At 45.9% G+C, this 17,910-nt stretch carries 16 protein-coding genes; 5 read left to right on the top strand and 11 right to left on the bottom strand.

What is annotated here, in order from left to right; translation table 11 throughout:
* Positions 1-78 precede the first annotated feature (78 nt).
* Positions 79-546: a hypothetical protein gene (locus tag ACAN55_RS13840; RefSeq protein WP_379133576.1), complete on the top strand. Its 468-nt coding sequence runs from the start codon at positions 79-81 to the stop codon at positions 544-546.
* A 28-nt stretch (positions 547-574) separates the two neighbouring features.
* On the opposite strand, the gene ACAN55_RS13835 is transcribed toward ACAN55_RS13840, so the two are convergent.
* Complete coding sequence (locus ACAN55_RS13835; RefSeq protein WP_379133574.1) at positions 575-1,138, bottom strand: phosphatase PAP2 family protein; 564 nt, start codon at positions 1,136-1,138, stop codon at positions 575-577.
* Between the two features lie 190 nt (positions 1,139-1,328).
* Between ACAN55_RS13835 and hfq the strand changes: the two genes are divergently transcribed.
* The gene (gene hfq / locus ACAN55_RS13830) at positions 1,329-1,550 is read left to right on the top strand and encodes an RNA chaperone Hfq (RefSeq protein ID WP_379133571.1); all 222 of its coding nucleotides are present in this window, start codon (positions 1,329-1,331) and stop codon (positions 1,548-1,550) included.
* 65 nt (positions 1,551-1,615) lie between these two features.
* On the opposite strand, the gene ACAN55_RS13825 is transcribed toward hfq, so the two are convergent.
* The gene (locus tag ACAN55_RS13825; protein WP_379133568.1) at positions 1,616-2,716 is read right to left on the bottom strand and encodes a lactonase family protein; all 1,101 of its coding nucleotides are present in this window, start codon (positions 2,714-2,716) and stop codon (positions 1,616-1,618) included.
* 206 nt (positions 2,717-2,922) lie between these two features.
* Between ACAN55_RS13825 and ACAN55_RS13820 the strand changes: the two genes are divergently transcribed.
* On the top strand, positions 2,923-3,264 hold the full coding sequence (locus ACAN55_RS13820; protein ID WP_379133565.1) for a LytTR family transcriptional regulator DNA-binding domain-containing protein: 342 nt from the start codon (positions 2,923-2,925) through the stop codon (positions 3,262-3,264).
* A 229-nt stretch (positions 3,265-3,493) separates the two neighbouring features.
* Positions 3,494-4,678 (top strand): foldase protein PrsA, encoded by a 1,185-nt coding sequence (locus tag ACAN55_RS13815; protein ID WP_379133563.1) that lies wholly within the window; start codon positions 3,494-3,496, stop codon positions 4,676-4,678.
* 161 nt (positions 4,679-4,839) lie between these two features.
* Here the strand turns inward: ACAN55_RS13815 and ACAN55_RS13810 are convergent, their stop codons facing one another.
* Entirely contained in the window at positions 4,840-5,439 is a 600-nt protein-coding gene (locus tag ACAN55_RS13810; RefSeq protein ID WP_379133561.1) for a nitroreductase family protein, read from the bottom strand.
* A gap of 215 nt (positions 5,440-5,654) precedes the next feature.
* Here ACAN55_RS13810 and ACAN55_RS13805 point away from each other — a divergent pair, with 215 nt between their 5' ends.
* Complete coding sequence (locus ACAN55_RS13805; protein WP_379133558.1) at positions 5,655-7,058, top strand: metallophosphoesterase; 1,404 nt, start codon at positions 5,655-5,657, stop codon at positions 7,056-7,058.
* 89 nt (positions 7,059-7,147) lie between these two features.
* Here the strand turns inward: ACAN55_RS13805 and ACAN55_RS13800 are convergent, their stop codons facing one another.
* The 8 genes from ACAN55_RS13800 to ACAN55_RS13765 all read right to left on the bottom strand — a co-directional run bounded on the left by ACAN55_RS13800 (position 7,148) and on the right by ACAN55_RS13765 (position 17,781).
* A complete protein-coding gene (locus ACAN55_RS13800; protein ID WP_379133555.1) occupies positions 7,148-8,665 on the bottom strand; it encodes a copper amine oxidase N-terminal domain-containing protein in 1,518 nt (505 codons plus the stop codon).
* Positions 8,666-8,702: 37 nt separating this feature from the next.
* Positions 8,703-9,377, bottom strand: coding sequence for a TraX family protein (locus ACAN55_RS13795; protein ID WP_379133553.1), 675 nt, complete (start codon positions 9,375-9,377; stop codon positions 8,703-8,705).
* Between the two features lie 124 nt (positions 9,378-9,501).
* Positions 9,502-10,665 (bottom strand): multiple monosaccharide ABC transporter permease, encoded by a 1,164-nt coding sequence (mmsB, locus tag ACAN55_RS13790; protein ID WP_379133550.1) that lies wholly within the window; start codon positions 10,663-10,665, stop codon positions 9,502-9,504.
* 7 nt (positions 10,666-10,672) lie between these two features.
* Positions 10,673-12,202, bottom strand: a complete 1,530-nt coding sequence (gene mmsA, locus ACAN55_RS13785; protein WP_379133547.1) for a multiple monosaccharide ABC transporter ATP-binding protein — start codon at positions 12,200-12,202, stop codon at positions 10,673-10,675.
* 104 nt (positions 12,203-12,306) lie between these two features.
* Positions 12,307-13,401 (bottom strand): multiple monosaccharide ABC transporter substrate-binding protein, encoded by a 1,095-nt coding sequence (gene chvE, locus ACAN55_RS13780; RefSeq protein WP_379133544.1) that lies wholly within the window; start codon positions 13,399-13,401, stop codon positions 12,307-12,309.
* Between the two features lie 228 nt (positions 13,402-13,629).
* Positions 13,630-14,844 carry a response regulator gene (locus ACAN55_RS13775; protein ID WP_379133541.1) on the bottom strand — a complete coding sequence of 405 codons (1,215 nt, stop codon included), beginning with the start codon at positions 14,842-14,844 and terminating at the stop codon, positions 13,630-13,632.
* Positions 14,845-14,865: 21 nt separating this feature from the next.
* The gene (locus ACAN55_RS13770) at positions 14,866-16,743 is read right to left on the bottom strand and encodes a cache domain-containing sensor histidine kinase (protein WP_379133538.1); all 1,878 of its coding nucleotides are present in this window, start codon (positions 16,741-16,743) and stop codon (positions 14,866-14,868) included.
* Between the two features lie 24 nt (positions 16,744-16,767).
* Entirely contained in the window at positions 16,768-17,781 is a 1,014-nt protein-coding gene (locus ACAN55_RS13765) for a substrate-binding domain-containing protein (RefSeq protein WP_379133535.1), read from the bottom strand.
* Between the last annotated feature and the right edge of the window lie 129 nt (positions 17,782-17,910).

The raw sequence follows: 17,910 nt of genomic DNA, 5'->3' as shown, positions 1-17,910 counted from the left end.
GTTTTATAGCCTGTATTCGGCTTTTTTGGGAATACTGTTATGGAACCATTCAAATCCGCCTGTAGAGGAGGTGTAACAATGCGTAACAAGCATCACATCCTGCTAGCCGTTGCGGCAGCCGTCTTACTAGGTTTCTCACCCGCAGCTCTTACCGGAATTGCCGGAGCTGAGACAGCAGCCCCGTCCCCTTCACCTTCCGCGGATCCGGGACACCATGCTGCCTATGACATTCATGGTCATCATCACGGAAATGACGGGAAGTTCCATGCGGGAGGGCATTTTATCCTGAAGGAGACCTCAAAGCTGCTTGAAATGGAATGTTCCTCGCTCCGGGACAGCCTAAAGGCAGGAAAGACGCTTCCTGAGCTTGCTATGGAGAAAAAAGGCTGGACAGAAGAACAGTATGTGCAAAAGCTGTCTGAATCCGCAGGCAAGCATCTCGATCAGGCTGTAGCTGAAGGACGTCTTACCAGCGTAGAGGCTGCTAAGCTAAAGGAGCAGCTCCCAGTAATACTGAAGCTCAAAATACACAATATGGGTAAATAACAAGCATTCGGATACCTTCCTGAAATATTCAGGAGGGTATTTTATCCTTTGCCCGAAATAAGCGGAATATTGCAATCGAGAGCATCAGCCAGGCACAGCTTGCCGCATAGCCACCGATGACATCACTTGGGTAATGTACACCAAGATAAATCCGGCTCCATCCGATACCACTTGTTACCAACACTGCTCCACCAATTAACAATAGACGCCAGAATTTAGTGCTAATATGCCGCCATAATAAAAAGGTAACTACGCCATATAAGGAGAACGCCGCCATGGAATGGCCGCTGGGGAAGCTGTATCCCACCTCTTCAATTATGCGGTGTATATTGGGACGTTCTCTGTGGAAACGCAGCTTCAGCAGCGTGTTGAGCAGATGGGAGCCGACACCTACCCAAAGAAATAGGAGCAGCTCCACTCTATGCTTAAGCAGTAAATAGAGCAGCAGCATAATCAACAGCGAAAGTCCTATCGCAAGTGATGATGATCCGACCAGAGATAATCCTCTAGCCAAAGAAGTAAGAAACGGTGATTCCACCGACTGAACCATGTGGATAATACGGCTGTCAAAAGAAGCTGTTTTATTAAACACAACAAGTATAGAAATGCATCCAAATATCAATGTAAAGAGAATGAAGAGTATAATTTCTCTATATTTTCCGTCCATTTTTCGCATGTGTCCCCCGGTGTATGATCCAATGATATATATCTGATTTCCAGACAGGGTCTATCCCGTGTTATACTTGTACATAGAAACCTATTCAGGGATGGAGTGCTGCCAAGTGGAAAGTCTCAAGCTTCAGGAACGCTTGCTGAACCAGTTCATTTCAACCAAGATGCCCGTAACGATATTTACAACGAACGGCGTCAAAATGCAAGGGCTTGTCACCTCATATGATTCTTTTACTATTACGCTTCAAGGTCAAGGTGACGGAAGGCAAAGTGTCCTGTTTAAATCAGCGGTTTCCACCATTGTTCCGCTTAAACCAGTATCACTCAAGTAATGTTTGTTCTACATCTGTTAAGTAAAGTGAGCACCGGGTATATTATACCCGGTGTTCTTTGATTTCTAGAATAACGCCGGCTTAACGCATACCGGTTTGGATAATTTCGCAGTATTTCCTGTAAAAGTGAGCATGCCTGTATCCTGATCCCGAGCGAATACAACCAGATTATTTCCGTCACGGTTAGCGGCGATTAAGTAAGCACCCTCTGGTGTAATCGTGAAATGGCGGGGATGTCCTCCCTGGGTAGATACATGTTCCACAAGCGTAAAATGCCCGGAAGCGGCATCAACTTCATATATAACTATATTGTCTGCGCCTCGGTTAGATCCGTATAAGAAACGCCCGTCCGGTGATAGCGCAATTTCCGCACATGTATTCTCTCCGGAGAAACCAGCTGGTAAAGTACTGGTTGTCATCACTGGCTGCAGAGTACCACCCTCTTGATCGTAGGTAAATGAAGTAATAGTGGAATCCACTTCATTAATTACGTACGCCGAATTACCATCCGGATGAAAAGCCAGATGCCGGGGTCCTGCACCCGGGTGCATAGCAGTCTCAGCATGAAGCTCAAGAGTATCCTTTTCACGGTTGATGCTATAGCCTCTAATCACATCAAGGCCAAGATCCGAGACCCATACAAAACGCCCATCGGGACTAAAAATCGCGGAATGTGGATGCGGGCGGTCTTGGCGTTCTGGATGAGCTCCGTGGCCGGAATGAACAACCGTGTCGCATAAACGTTGCGGTTTACCCTCCCCATCTAACGATATCAGACCAATCATGCCCCCATGATAACTGCATACAACCAGATATTGATTGTTCAAATCACGGGAAACGTGGCACGTGGTAGTTTGGCTTGAGCCCAAAGCCGGCATTGTTGTTGTGCGGGTAAGCTCGGTTAATCTACCGGTAGTATTATCAATCGCATACGCGGCAACCTCCCCTTCTTTACCACCCTGCCCATTCGGGATCTCCCCTATGGCATATAAACGGTTTCCTGCCGGATCCACATTTAGAAATGTCGGATTTGTAATTCCACTTATCTCATGAAGCAGGCGAAGTGTGCCTCCTTCTTGTCCGTTGAACTCAAAAACTTGTACGCCGCTGTCACCTGCAGATGAATACGATCCTGTGAACAATAACAATTTGGTGTGTCCGTTCATTTCCGTGCTCCTCCTCCAATATGTTACCCATTTCTGTATATTTAACATGATGTCATTAATATAATTTACATTTTTTAAGCGTCCATGACAAATCCAATGAAAAAAATGTCATAAAATATTTTAAAAATAAGGCTTTCCAACGATTAAAGTCTGTGTTATGATGAAAGCGCTAACATTAATCTTATTTCCTAAAAGGGGGAACATGAATGAGTAGCATCCTACTGGAAGCCAAAAATGTTTATGAGGACTTCGAGGTTGAAACGGACATTCTGTTCTTTAGGGTCGGAGACCATGATCTGGTCATTTTTCACGGCAGAAACTATAACATTAAAAAGAGATTGTCTGCCGAACAACTGAATCGTTTATTGTCTAATTCAAGCTACTATCATGTGCAAGGCGACTGCTATGTCAATCTGAACAAAATCAGTGCCATTGAGGATGACTGCATCTATTTCGGTGAAATGGGCCTGTTTGCGAAGCAGGTACGTGTTCCGAGACGGAAACAGGAGAACATCCGTCAGTTGCTGAGAGCGCGAATCAGCTCTTAAGACCCAAGTGGATAAGCCCGCATTCAAAAAGCCGGATGTACATGGGGGACCATGCGCATCGGGCTTTTTTGATATGTAACCAGCTTTTGTCTATGTTCTACGCCTTTCTTAATATAAACTTAAAAAGAAAAAGCGCTTTTTTATGCTTTCTTAAGGTTTGAGATGCGAATTTCTGCTAAAGTTGTATAAAGACAGGCATCACCTATATTGAAGGGAGTCAATTTTACTAATGGACAAAAAAGATTTTAATGAAAATGAACACGTAGAAAACGGCGGTATCGAGGAAGAGAACACTTCCGAAACCGTTAATGAAAGCCCTCTCTCAGAGGAATCTATCCCGGTAATTGATGATTCCGTTACGGAAGACAACAGCCCGGCGACTGAAGAAACTGTTATTTCGGAAGAAACCGTTTCTGAAGAGAGTATAGAAGAAGATGTACCTGTAATGAGTAAACTCGGAGAAATCCCTGCTGCTGCAGCTGTTTCCCCGAAATCCTCCAAAGGCTGGATGATTGCTTCCATCGTTCTGGCTGCAGCCCTAATTGTCGTGCTGATCAAACCGCCTTTCCAGAATTCTGACGGCGGTACCGCAGTAGCTACCGTGAATGGAACATCCATAACCAAAGACCAACTGTATGACAAGCTCGTTGAAGCTGGCGGCAAGACTACACTTCAGTCCATGATCACTACAGAATTAGTGGATCAAGAAGCCAAAAAAGCCAACATTGCTGAAATTACAGATGCTGATATCGATAAAGAGATTGAAGAACTCAAGACTCAATTCGGTGGTGAAGAAGGTCTAAACTCTGCACTGCAACAGAGCAACATGACTATTGATGATCTTAGAAAGCAAATGCCGATCCAAGTTCAACTGCGTAAAATCCTTGAACCTCAGGTGAAGGTTACTGATGAAGATATCAAAACCTACTACGATGCTAATAAAGCTAGTTATGATACAGAAGAGCAAGTGCGTGCGTCCCACATCCTTGTAGAAACTAAAGAACAAGCTGATGCTATTGAGAAACAACTTAAGGAAGGCGCAGACTTCGCAGCATTGGCTAAAGAGAAATCCGGTGACACGGGCTCCAAGGACAAAGGCGGTGACCTTGATTTCTTCAAACGTGGTGATATGGTTGCCGAATTCTCAGATGCTGCCTTTAAACTGAAGGTTGGCGAAACAAGTGAGCCAGTTAAAACTGAATATGGTTACCATATTATTAAGGTTACTGACCATAAGGATGCCCACACGTCAACTTTAGAAGAAAAGAAAGAGGAAATTCGGAAGCTTCTTGTTACTCAAAAAGTCTCTGAAATGTCCGAAACTTGGATGAATGACACAACTGCCAAAGCTAAAATCACAAACACACTAGAACCAGTAGAAGCTACTGCAACAGAAGCTCCGGCTGCTGAATAATCACTAATCTTAAACGGACCTGGTAAGGAGTAATCCTTGCCAGGTCCGTTTTTTTTTCGTGCTTAGTGACCTTTCTTTCTGATTTGCTTATCGTAAGAATAATTAAACATATCAAAAAGGGCTGCTCCTGCAGGTTATCACCTGGGATCAGCCCTTTCACATTAACTAAGTACTTTTACGCGCTCTTCAATAGGTTTGTATTCCTTTGGACCCGGAGCCGCTTCAATTGCACCAAACGGCATCTGAGCGATCAGCTTCCACTCTGCCGCAATTCCAAAACTTTGTTTCACTTCGTCATCGATTAGAGGATTATAGTGCTGCAGTGAAGCACCCAGACCGGCATCAGCAAATGCTGTCCAAACAATAAATTGCAGGATACCGGAAGACTGATTGGACCAGATCGGGAAATTGTCTGCATACAACGCGAAATTTTCCTGGAGCTGTTTCACACCCGCTTGATCTTCGAAGAACAATACGGTTCCATATCCGCTTTTGAAGGAATCTAGCTTCTGCGCAGTGCCTTCGAACTGATCGGCAGGTACAATTTTACGAAGGGTATCCTTAGTAATTTCCCATAGCTTATCGTGATTCTCTGCAAATAGGACAACTGCCCGGGAAGTTTGTGAGTTAAAGGAAGTCGGGCTGTGAAGCACCGCCTCTTCTACAATCTCCTGAATTTGGCTATCAGAAATCGGGGATTGCTTGCTTATCGCATAAATGGAACGCCGGGATTTTACCGCATCAAAGAAACTTTTCGCCATGAATAATAACCTCCGTTTAATTAGTTACTTTACTTTTTATATCTTAATACTTTTTATCCTTGAATGCAACTCTAAATACAACTTTTTTACTCGGATATAATTTGCACTCCAAGGATTATTGTTGCTCAATACACATGAATTATACCCGGTATACTTAATTCACCAGATACGCTACAATTAATCAGCAAATATATTATTGAAAGCAGGAATTAAGAATGGCAAAATCAACGACTTCCCTCCTGTCCTGTACAAGAAAAGCTGCTTCAGGTCTACTTCTGTTTGTAATCATAGGCGCCTTGGCTCTCTCCGGATGTGAAGATACTAACGATTCCAGCTCAACTGTTGCCATCCAAGCTAACAAACCAGTCTCTTTCTGGGTTGCAACTGACACACACTATTTGGCCCCGAGCCTGCATGATCATGGACAAGCCTTTCAAACCTATGTGTCCAGTGGTGACGGCAAACAGCTTCCTTATATCGATGAAATCACAGAAGCATTTGTATACGATATAGAGAGACTTAAGCCCTCTTTTATCATACTTAGCGGTGATTTAACCAACAATGGTGAACGTGCTAGTCACGAAGAACTTACCAAGAAATTGAAGCGGATTGAGAAATCAGGAACCTCTGTTTATGTCATTCCAGGAAATCACGATCTCTTTAACCCATGGGCAAGAGAACTCCGGGGTGATAAGCAGATTGTCACAGATAGTATCACTGACAAGGATTTTACAGAGATGTATCATTCATTTGGCTTTGAAGAAGCTTTATCCCGTGATGACAAAAGCCTCAGCTATGCCGTTCGAGCTGCCCCCGGCTTATGGCTGCTGATGATTGACAGCAGTCAGTATCATAATAATCAGAAATACGGCTTCCCTCAGACAGACGGACAGATTGGCGCTTCTACACTACAATGGATCGACGAGTGTGTGCAATCCGCAGCTGCAGAACATGCCTCTATCATCACTGTAATGCACCATAATCTGCTTAATCATACTAGTCTGCCTATTTCTGGCTTTAAGCTTAATAATAGCAAAGAAACTCTGAGCAACTTCCGGAGCAATGGGCTGAATCTGGTTCTTAGCGGTCATATTCATATGCAGGATATCCGCGTAAATCCCGAACCTGATTCAAACGCAACGACGGATTCGCAGATGCCAGTCTATGATATCGCCACCAGCGCGTTCGCCGTCAATCCTCACCAGTATGGGGCTATGACTTACGATCCTCGTACACATCAGTTAACCTACAACACGATGCCAATAGATGTGGAAGCCTGGGCAAAATCCGAACATATCTCTGACCCCAACCTTACCGGCTTTAAAGCTTATGCAGAGGCGAGTTTTGGTGAAGGTTCTTACAACAAGGCCTATAATAGCCTGAAGGACAGCAGCTTTACGGAAGAACAGAAGCAGTTGATGTCTCAGGCGATGTCCACGCTCAATGTCCGCTACTTTGCAGGGACTGCAGGGAACCGGGCAGCCGATCTGAAAGCTACTCCCGGCTATCAGCTATGGGCACAGGTAACCGATGGCTTCATACCCGGATATATGAAGACCATGACGGATCCCAAAGAACCGGATAACACCTCACTTCGGATGGTGTTGACTCCCCGATAAACCAGCTTAAACTTATTACACATAACAAAGAAGCCAGGCTCTTGCCGCTATCAGCGGTAGGAGCCTGGCTTCTTAAATAACATCCGATTTTATGGACGGGTGATATAAATCCAGCCGTCACTGTCTTTAGTTAAAGATCCGTGCAAAGATTGCACAAGAATTCGCAACGGTACATTGGCATCTCCGTATTCATCTACGAAGACGGCTTGATCCATCTTCTTCTTGACTCCGTCGACATAGACAATGTTGGAACCAATCTGGAATTGTACCTTTGTTCCATCTATATCATCCGTTACAATGATTGCACGCGCAGACTCATTCCACTCCACGGTTGCATCCAAATCCTCGGCTACATACCGAAGCGGAACCATTGTTGTATTTCCAACCGTAATCGGGTAGTAATATTCATCATCCGGTTCAATAACCAAAGTTCGTTTCGTGATGCCCAGCTCATCCTTTAACAGTTTAAAAGCAGCGGAATCCGCATTAAAGTTTCTGAGCAGCTCTCCTGGAGTCAGTTCGCGTGCCGAAACATCAAGTGCGTCATCCGTACTGATGGCATCAGCGGTAACAACGCCGTTCACATTCCAGGTTTCAGTTTGTACTGCAAGCGAAATACTTTGCAGAGGAAGATCCTCGGTGGCAGGCAGAGCCACATGAAGATCAAGATTCTGCTTACGGACATGAAGACCGCTATCGACGAAGATATCCATCTGTAGCTTGGTATCTTTACTTAACACTGTTTTAAGTTCCGGAGTGGATTCATACATGTCAGCAAGCTGTTTATCATACATGAGCAGTACAGCGTCTACAGCCAGCTTAGCCGCATCATGCATGACTGTAACAACGCCTTCTTTATCATCGAGCGGAAGTTCTCCAAGTCCCAGGCCAAGACTATCCGTATCGTTGATTCCCGAAGCCTCAATAATCGGCATTAAGTAATCGTATAATCCTTCGATCAGCTTCTTGAATCCCTCGGTGTCTTTAGATACCGATTGCAGGAATGATTTCAGCAGTGCCGGAAGCTCATCTCCGGTCACTTCCGTATGAAGCTTCGTCAGATTAAGTTGCTCCCCATACACGGATTCGGTAACGGAAGTAACATTAATATTCGCTGGATTCGGCAGGTTATTGACTACAAACCGGGTTATGATTCTAGTCAATTCTTGAGCCTTAGCCGTATTAAGTGTTTCTTCCCCAAGAATATCACTATACGCTGCAATCGGATAATAGAATGGCTGCTTCGCCCCTTCAACTGCAAATACCAGTTCTTCTTTATCCATGAACAGATTAAAAGGCACATTTAATTCTTTAAAGACGACTGCTCCCTGAGCGGAGATGTCACCATTCTCCTGAAGTTTCACACGATCAAGCTTTAATGAAAATGAATTAATAAGGTCGATTTTCTCCTGATCATCGGTACTGATATCAGCTGCCGGAACAGCTTTAATGGATACGGAAGTGCTGGATTCAGACGATTTCACGTCCAGATCGCCAAGCAGTGCCTTGTTCACATCCAAACCGCCAATGGATTGACAGCCCGCAAGTACCAGAAGTAAAGCAAGGATTGGAACGAACCATGTTGTCTTTGCTCTGAATTTTCTCATTGCTTATCTCCTTTTCGTGTGATTTATCACCTGACCATTATCTCAGCAGCGGAAAGATTTGTAAAAGGCCTGTAAACGGATTTAGATCAAAATAGTACATTTTTACTAATGCAAGTACCAAAAGATGCATAGGGTAAAAGAGCCTCCATACCCAGCGCGGGACACGAATATACTCCAGCTTATTCCATAACACCGGACTAAATGCAATGAACATCGTCGGCAGCAGACTAAACATTTGCACCACCCAATGGCTGTAAAACATATAAAACAGATTAAGTGCGAAATGTGCGATCACAAGCCAGTATGTTTTGGCATAACGGAAGATCAACACCAGAAACAGACCATACGCTCCGTAATCCACCGGAAAATAATCCATTAGTACTGCAAACAAAACGACAATCGGTATACCAAACCACATCTTAGGCAGTTTGTCTAAAATCACAAGCAGCAGAGCTGAAAGGAGCAACGTAAACACCACATTAAGCCCTTCGGCATCGATCGCCAGATTATAGGGAATCTGTGACAATAAAGCGATCAGAAGTAATCTAAGTAAATATTTGGGTTTTGAAGACGTATGGAGATGTCCCTGTAACACTCCGTAACAATAGATGGGAAAAGCGATTCTGCCAATATACCTCCAAACCATATCCTGCGGGAAAAAGATAAGCCCGATATGGTCGATCAGCATGGTTAGCATAGCGATAAGCTGCATATGGTCCTCCTTTATTGTGATAATTACCCTGATTATTGAATATTAACACATTCCGGAAGCACAACAATACCGCTCCCCGGTTATTATCCGAAGAGCGGCTGAATTGGAGTATAGTAATCTCTGATTAAGAAGTTTTGGATTTGTTGTAAATATCGAATCCAACTGCAAGCAGTAGAACCAGACCTTTAATCCCTTGTTGCCAGTCAACACCAAGTCCAACCAGCGACATCCCGTTATTCATAACTCCCATAACAAGACCACCGATAATGGCCCCGATTACCGTCCCGATTCCTCCGGATGCGGAAGCTCCACCGATAAAGCAAGCGGCAATGGCATCGAGTTCAAAGTTGGTTCCCGCTTTCGGAGTTGCTGAGTTCAAACGCGCCGCAAACACAAGTCCGGACAAAGCTGCAAGTACGCCCATGTTCACAAATACCCAGAAGGTTACACGTTTAGTTTTAACACCGGAGAGGCTGGCCGCCTTCTCATTGCCACCAAGTGCGTAGATATGCCGGCCCATAGTCATCCGGTTCATTACGAAGGAGTAAATGGCAATCAGTACGAGCAGGATCACAAGGATATTTGGAATCCCGTTGTACTGCGCGAGTACAAAAGTAAATGCATTTATGACAATAACCAGCGCCGCTGCTTTTGCTGCAGAGAACCACACGGAAACTTGCTCAAATCCATATTTACTCTGGATTTTGCGGGTTCTGAATTCCTGGTACACAATCAGAGCAGAAAGCACGACACCAATCACAATCGTTAACAGATGCAGTGAACTTCCGCTAAACCAATCCGGGATAAAGCCGGAACTGATCCTTTGAAAAGATTTCGGAAACGGTGCGATGGATTGTCCATTCAGTACAATCATCGTCAACCCGCGGAAGAGCAGCATACCGGCGAGTGTTACGATAAAGGCCGGGATTTTGATATATGCGACCCAGAAGCCCTGCCATGCACCAACCAATGCTCCCATCAGGAGGGAGATAATCACAGCCGCCACCGGGTTCATCTGCATATCAACCATCATGATTGCTGACAAAGCACCTATAAAGGCTGCGACCGAGCCTACAGAAAGATCGATGTGTCCGGTGATGATGACCAGCACCATCCCGATAGCGAGCACTAGGATATAGCTGTTCTGAAGAATCAAGTTGGTCACGTTAAGCGGCTTAAGCAAGATGCCGTCGGTAAGAATCTGAAAGAATATCGAAATAAAAATCAGTGCGATAATCATGCCATATTGGCGGATATTTTTCTTAAAAAGCTCAGAAATGGCTCCCATTGTGTATTTACCCCCTGCTCCGTGTCATGTATTTCATCAAGGTCTCCTGCGTTGCATCCTGCCGTTCGACTTCTCCACTGATCCGGCCTTCGTTCATGATGTAGATCCGGTCACACATCCCGATAATTTCCGGCAGCTCTGAGGAGATAACCAGTACGCCTTTTCCTTCTGAGGCTAGCTGATTGATGATCGAGTAAATCTCGTATTTAGCACCCACATCTATCCCCCGGGTCGGTTCATCCAGGATGAGAATATCCGGCTCGGTGTAGATCCACTTGCTGAGGACAACCTTTTGCTGGTTACCTCCGCTGAGATTGACCGTTTTCTGCAGAATGGACGGCGATTTGATATTCAGCTTCCGTCGATATTCCTCGGCTGCCAGCACCTCTTCATTCTCGTTGATTACTCCGTATTTAGATAATTTCTTCAGGCTGCTGAGCGTGATATTGCGTTTAATATCGTCTATCAGAATCAGCCCGTAGTGCTTCCGGTCCTCGGTTACATAAGCCAATCCGTGCTCCATGGCCTTATTGATGTCGGTTAAATGTACTTCCTTGCCATGCATGAACACTTGTCCGCTGATACGCTTGCCGTAAGACTTGCCAAAAATACTCATAGCCAGCTCTGTGCGACCCGCTCCCATGAGACCGGCGATCCCCACGACTTCACCCTTGCGGATATTCATGTTGATTTCATCCAGCATTTTACGGTCCTGCTGCGTCGGATGGTAGACATTCCAATTGCGGACTTCAAAGATCGTCTCACCAATTTGTGGGGTACGTTCCGGGTAACGGTTAGTCAAATCACGTCCGACCATGCCTTTGATAATAATATCCTCAGTGACTTGATCTTCCTTCATGTTCAATGTTTGGATCGTCTGTCCGTCACGCAGTATCGTCACCGAATCCGCTATCTTCTCGATTTCGTTCAATTTATGCGAAATGATAATGGAGGAGATCCCTTGCTTCTTCAGCTCCAGAATAAGCTCAAGCAGATTCTCACTATCATCCTCGTTGAGCGCCGCGGTCGGTTCGTCTAGGATAAGCAGCTTCACTTCCTTCGAGAGTGCTTTAGCGATCTCGACCAGCTGCTGTTTGCCAACACCAATGGTGGATACCTGCGTTAACGGCGATTCCTTAAGGCCGACGGTTTCCAGCAAACCTTTTGTCTTCACCGTCGTTTCGTTCCAGTTGATTACCCCGCGCGTTGCCTGCTCATTGCCGAGGAATATATTTTCCGAAATCGACAAATACGGAATCAGTGCCAGCTCCTGATGAATGATGACAATCCCCAGGCTTTCGCTATCCTTGATGTCCTTGAACTGACATACCTGCCCTTTAAACAAGATATCTCCTTCATAAGTACCGTGAGGATAAACCCCGCTAAGCACCTTCATCAAGGTGGATTTCCCGGCACCATTCTCACCACAAAGGGCGTGAATTTCGCCTTCTTTGACTTTCAGATTCACGTTGCTCAGTGCCTTGACCCCTGGGAACGTCTTGGTTATTGCCTTCATCTCCAAAATGTAATCCGTCAATGCCTCTCACCCAGCTTTCCTTGTGACTGTAATAACGGAAGACGGCTGGCAGCCTGTGCAGGCTGCCGCCGTATTCAACAACATCCGGTATTCATGAGCCGGAATTATTCTCCGAGCTGATCTTTCGTATAGTAGCCGCCATCTACCAGAACTTTGTCCACATTGGTTGCATCTACGGACACTGGCTCAAGCAGGTAGGAAGGAACGATTTTTACACCATTGTCATAGGTTTTAGTATCATTGACTTCAGCTTCTACGCCTTTCAGCACGCTTTCTGTCATTTCCACCGCTTTTTTAGCCAGTTCACGAGTATCTTTGAATACCGTTTGTGTCTGTTCGCCAGCTAGAATCGATTTCACCGAAGCAAGCTCAGCATCTTGACCGGTAACGACTGGCAGTTTCTTGTCTCCTGAGCCGTAACCAATACCTTTAAGGGAAGAAAGTATACCGATACTGATGCCATCGTAAGGAGATAATACAGCATCCAAATTCTCAGTAGCATAGTTAGCGCTAAGCAGGTTATCCATACGGGCTTGAGCAGTTGCACCATCCCAGCGAAGTGTAGCTACTTGATCCATAGTGGTCTGATTGCTGCGCACCACCAGCTTGCCGGAATCAATGTAAGGCTTCAGAATGGACATTGCGCCATCAAAGAAGAAGTAAGCATTGTTGTCATCCGGGGAGCCGCCGAACAATTCGATATTGAAAGGTCCTTTGCCGTCTTTCAGTCCAAGCTTCTCTTCAATGTATGAGCCCTGAAGGACGCCGACTTTGAAGTTATCGAAGGTTGCATAATAGTCTACATATTCACTCTTTTTGATCAGACGGTCGTAAGCGATGATTTTAACGTTAGCATCATGTGCTTTTTGTAGTACATCGGTTAGTGCCTCACCGTCAATTGAAGCGATTACAATTGCTTTTACGCCTTTAGTGATCATATTCTCGATCTGGGAAACTTGGTTCTCAACCACGTCCTCCGCATATTGCAAATCTGTGTCATAGCCGAGCTTCTCGAATTCCTTGACCATATTGTCGCCGTCATTTACCCAACGTTCCGAGGATTTCGTCGGCATCGCAATACCAACCTTGCCTTTACCGCCATCCGAACCGCTGTTACCCCCGTTTCCACCGTTATTGCCACATGCGGATAAAATAAGTACCAGCGCCAACAGTAACGTGATCCATGAATATTTTTTCATTCCGGCACTACCCCCTGTACTATTCTGTGTCTTAGCGAAGCCTTGCTCCGTTTGACAAGTTGAGTATAGCAAGGGGGACGGTCTATCGTATTTACAATGAATCTACTGTTTTTATAAAAATCGAACCTTTGTTAGCGTTTTCAAAAAAAGAGAGCAGTGATTTCGTCATCGCTTTAATGACGTATCCCTGCTCCGAGTTTGTGAATATACACGTATATGTGCTACATGCTAACTGCCGCCATCCTCTGGCGTTACACCTTTTCGGAACTGTAATGGAGAAACCCCGGTCTGTTTTTTAAAGGCGGTACTAAAATAGTGCTGGGTCTCGTATCCACTCTGCTCGGCCACCTCGTTCACACTCAGATCGGTAGAGTTCAACAGCTGCGCTGCTTTACGAATCCGGATCTGCGTCAGGTACGCACCAAAAGAAGTTCCCAGCTCCTGCTTGAACACCCTGCTGAGATAGACCGGTGAAGCCTGCAGATGACCTGCCATGAATTCCAGTGTTAAGCCATATTCGCTGAAATGTTCCAGCATATACTGTTTGGCACGACGGACCAGCGGTGAAAGCGGCACTTCTCTTGATAAGGTTACCCTGCATTTGCGATACGAAGTGGACAGCTCCGTGATCTCACCTTCAACAGGCTGGATACCCACCTCTACTGCAATCTTCAGGTTATTGCGCACCTCCTGCTCGACCCGGGCAAGAATGGCTTCCGCGGAATGATCCCATAACAGGACAATAATAAGACCGGTGATATCACGGAAAATAACCTTCGGATATTCACTCAACAGTTCCATCGTAATATTCTCGATGGCAAACATAAAAAGCTGGCGTTCGTTCTCCTTCATCGCTGCGTTCTGGACCTCCCAACGCCAGCGTACAATGCCAAGAAGATCGGGAGGAGCCTGGGGCAGTTGGAGAAACTGAAGCTGTTCCTGAATCTCGTGTCTGCTGAGATTGCCGTCCAGCCATTCCTGACAGAAGCGTTCACGCAACAGGGGGAAGTTCTTTAATATCTGCCTGGACGCCTGTTCCAGATGCAGACTCTTCTGTCTCTCCTTCTCAAGTTCATCCCGGACTCCCCGCAGCACCTGCATGAGCTGCTCCGGATCGGCAGGCTTCAGGATATAATCGTTGACCTGCAGGCGGATGGATTCCTGGGCATAGGTGAACTCATCGTGTCCGGTAATGACAATAATTTTACAGAAAGGAAGTTGTTCGCGAAGTTTCTTCATCAGTTCAATCCCATGCATGATAGGCATATTCAGATCCACAAGAGCAATATGAATTTCGTGATGGAGAGCATTCTCCAGTGCTTCTTCCCCATCCTCCGCTTCAGTAACCACTTCAAGTCCAAGACTGTCCCAATCGACGGATTGCTTAATGCCTTCGCGAATAATGAATTCATCATCCGCGATCATTACCTTCCAGCGTTCCATATTCATGTACCTCCATGTACATTACTCAAATGTCTTGTAATTCGTGTTATAGCTATCACGGATGAGCGGATGGCGAGCCGTCACCGTTGTACCAACTCCTGGCTCACTCTCAATGTGGAGTCCATAGTCCATTCCATAGGTTAGACGAATACGTGCCTGTACATTCAATATTCCATAGCCGCTACCCGTCCCCTCTACAGGGATAGGTTCGTGTTCATCGGAATCATGACTCTGTCCCACCATAGCCAGCTTACGCGTTAATACAGCCAGCCTTTCAGGCGACATACCAGCCCCGTTATCTTGAACGATTAGATATAAGTCACCTTGTTTCTCGGTAACATCGATAGAAATGTGCCCTGGTCCCCTGCGCTCTTTGATCCCGTGATAGATCGCATTTTCAACAATCGGCTGCAGCAAAAGCTTAAGGACATACGATTCCTGCAGCTCAGCATCCGCGCTGATAGAGTAAGCCAGCTTGCTGCTGTAACGGATCTGCTGGATTCTCAAATAACTCTTAATATGCTCAAGTTCATCTGCCAGAGGTACAATATCACTGCCTTTACTCAGGCCAAGCCGGAACAGCTTGGAAAGAGACTGCACAACTTCCGCAATATCCTCCGCGCCCTTACTCCGGGCCATCCAATGTATTGTATCCAGTGTATTGTAGAGGAAGTGTGGCTTGATATGTGCCTGCAAGCTGCGTAGTTCCGCCTCCCGCTTCTGCCTTTCCTGAAGCTCTGTTAAAGACAGGAGCCGTGAAATTTGCGCCAGCATGGTGTTAAAGCTGCGTCCGAGCATCCCGATTTCATCGGAGCGATCCCCCCAATATCGAATCGCCAGGTCACCGGACTCTGCCTTGCTCATGAACGACATCAGTTGGCCAATCGGCCGTGAGATGGAATAAGCTAAATAAAAAGATGCCGTCATACCCAGCATGCAGACTACAAACACGAATGTAACCACATTGAATGTGATTTCCCTGACTCCATAGGCAGATTCCTCCATCGGGAATACACCCAGCGTGGTCCACCCGGTAAAAGGGGATGTGCGATAAATCAGCTGCAGATCCCGTCCGTTCACCCTATCGGAGGTGATTCCTGAAGTCTCCGTCAACAGTTTCATAGGGATGGTGTCCATAAAAGGATGCTGCGGTGAATAAATCGTATCCCCTCCGCTATCGACTACCGTCAGGTAGCCTGTTTTTCCCAGCGTTACGTCCCTAGCCGTCTCTGCGATAACCCGCAGCTTCAAGTCCACGAGGACTACGCCTTGGACTACCTGAGTCTCCGGGTCAATGATCGCCCTAACCGCCGATACGACTTCGCTCTCTTTATAATCTGCATGCGACATTACGGAGCGTCCGTAAGGGTGACCGATGACTTTGAATATCCCCTTATTCTCCACGGCATCTTTGTACCACGCCTCCTCTGTTACTCTGGTACCGGAACGCGTATACATCTCATTACTGATATAATCTCCTTGGCTGTTCACAAGCATTATGCCGGCTATCTCTGAACTGAGTGTAGTGAAACCTTGCATAAATTTGAGAATGTTATATTCTTCTGATTCTCCGGTAGAACCATCGCCTTGGACTGAAGGTTTCTCACTCAACTGTCCTTTTAGAAATCGCTGAACTCCGGGATCAAAGGATAATAAATAGGTGATTTTTTGCAGGTTCTCAACGTCATTCTCTAGTGTCGTATTGACTTTACCAATAAGCTGCATCGTGTTCTCATTACTCTGTTCCTCGACGATGCGGTCGACCGTCCACCCAATAAGGAGCCCCAGCCCGATAGAAGGCAATATGCTGATAAGCAGAAAATGAATGATAAGCTTGTAGCGAATCGGCAGATTATTTAGTCTCAGCTTGTCCATGGTCATTCTATCCTTCCGCTTCATCGTTCTTCTCCCCACACCCAGTAATTACTTAGCATAGTAGTTGTCCACATTGTCCTGGGTCACCACATCTATGCCGGTATCCACAGTATCAGGAACAGGTACGGGTTCATTATGCTTGTAGGCCTCTGGATCGTCTGCGAGGTCGCGGTGCAGTTGGAACAGCTCCATCAGCGACCAGTACCCCATATTTCTGGTCCCTTGTGCCATCGTGGCAGCAATGGTTCCATCCTTTACGAGGTCCAGTGTACCCTTGTCCGTATCAAAGCTGATGATTTGCGGAGTTGTTCCGTTGTCAGCATGTGCTTTCACAGCATCGGCAACACCAATTCCCCCTCGTGATTCTGTGGCGAAAATTCCTGCAAGCTGCGGGTACTGGGACAATATCTCTTCAGCGGCCTGTCTGGAAAATACCTGATCGCCTCTTCCGTCTGCTATGTCGACGATTTTCATGTCCGGATATTGACTTTCTATCGTTCTGCGAAAGCCTTCGGTGCGCTCTTGGTGATTGTGCTGGTCAAGCGTCGTTACAATGGCAATTTGTCCTCTTCCACCTGTCAGATCAGCCATTGTACGGGCAGCTTCAACTCCGGCATTATAATTGTCAGTTCCGAGAAAGGAATAAGCTTTGCTGTCTGGAGCTCCAGAGTCGAACAGGACCACCGGGATGCCGTTCTCAACCGCCTTGTTTATTGTTGCCGTAAGGAGCTTGGAATTGACGGCTGAAATAGCAATGCCTGCAGGCTTCTTAGCAATGACTTGTTCCAGCACCGTCATCTGCTCATTCGCATCATGCTGAGTGGAGCCATGGTATTCTACGGATACATTGAGTTCTTCTGCAGCGTCTTCAAATCCCTTGAGTACGCTTTTCCAGTAATCTATACCGATTTGAAATGTGACCATCACATAGGTATCTTCTATATTGCCCCGGAGTCCAACGGTTTCCCACGGATCGGCAGTTTTAGCCTGTAGCTTGTAATTCATGACATACACAATAAATATTCCGATTAGCAACACATAGACAAGCCACAACTTTTTCATTGTGAAACCCCTTTCAGGAATAGAGCGAAGTATGTCTTTCTTTGACTAATGCCCATCATACTCTTTTTGATTTATAAAATAAACCTCTTATCAGCACAATAAAAAGTCCTGCGGATTTCTCCGCAAGAC

It is taken from the genome of Paenibacillus oryziterrae, assembly GCF_042610485.1.
GTDB lineage: Bacteria > Bacillota > Bacilli > Paenibacillales > Paenibacillaceae > Paenibacillus_AQ.
Note: the sequence above shows the minus strand (reverse complement) of the source record. Positions and strands in the feature narration are given on the sequence as shown.

What these genes read in the sequence shown, in the direction of transcription:
- ACAN55_RS13770 (WP_379133538.1), bottom strand. Translation starts at nt 16,743, where the DNA reads ATGAAGCGGAAGGATAGAATGACCATGGACAAGCTGAGACTAAATAAT.
- ACAN55_RS13805 (WP_379133558.1), top strand. Translation starts at nt 5,655, where the DNA reads ATGGCAAAATCAACGACTTCCCTCCTGTCCTGTACAAGAAAAGCTGCT.
- ACAN55_RS13815 (WP_379133563.1), top strand. Translation starts at nt 3,494, where the DNA reads ATGGACAAAAAAGATTTTAATGAAAATGAACACGTAGAAAACGGCGGT.
- ACAN55_RS13795 (WP_379133553.1), bottom strand. Translation starts at nt 9,377, where the DNA reads ATGCAGCTTATCGCTATGCTAACCATGCTGATCGACCATATCGGGCTT.
- ACAN55_RS13800 (WP_379133555.1), bottom strand. Translation starts at nt 8,665, where the DNA reads ATGAGAAAATTCAGAGCAAAGACAACATGGTTCGTTCCAATCCTTGCT.
- ACAN55_RS13810 (WP_379133561.1), bottom strand. Translation starts at nt 5,439, where the DNA reads ATGGCGAAAAGTTTCTTTGATGCGGTAAAATCCCGGCGTTCCATTTAT.
- chvE (WP_379133544.1), bottom strand. Translation starts at nt 13,401, where the DNA reads ATGAAAAAATATTCATGGATCACGTTACTGTTGGCGCTGGTACTTATT.
- mmsB (WP_379133550.1), bottom strand. Translation starts at nt 10,665, where the DNA reads ATGGGAGCCATTTCTGAGCTTTTTAAGAAAAATATCCGCCAATATGGC.
- ACAN55_RS13840 (WP_379133576.1), top strand. Translation starts at nt 79, where the DNA reads ATGCGTAACAAGCATCACATCCTGCTAGCCGTTGCGGCAGCCGTCTTA.
- ACAN55_RS13775 (WP_379133541.1), bottom strand. Translation starts at nt 14,844, where the DNA reads ATGGAACGCTGGAAGGTAATGATCGCGGATGATGAATTCATTATTCGC.
- ACAN55_RS13825 (WP_379133568.1), bottom strand. Translation starts at nt 2,716, where the DNA reads ATGAACGGACACACCAAATTGTTATTGTTCACAGGATCGTATTCATCT.
- ACAN55_RS13765 (WP_379133535.1), bottom strand. Translation starts at nt 17,781, where the DNA reads ATGAAAAAGTTGTGGCTTGTCTATGTGTTGCTAATCGGAATATTTATT.
- ACAN55_RS13820 (WP_379133565.1), top strand. Translation starts at nt 2,923, where the DNA reads ATGAGTAGCATCCTACTGGAAGCCAAAAATGTTTATGAGGACTTCGAG.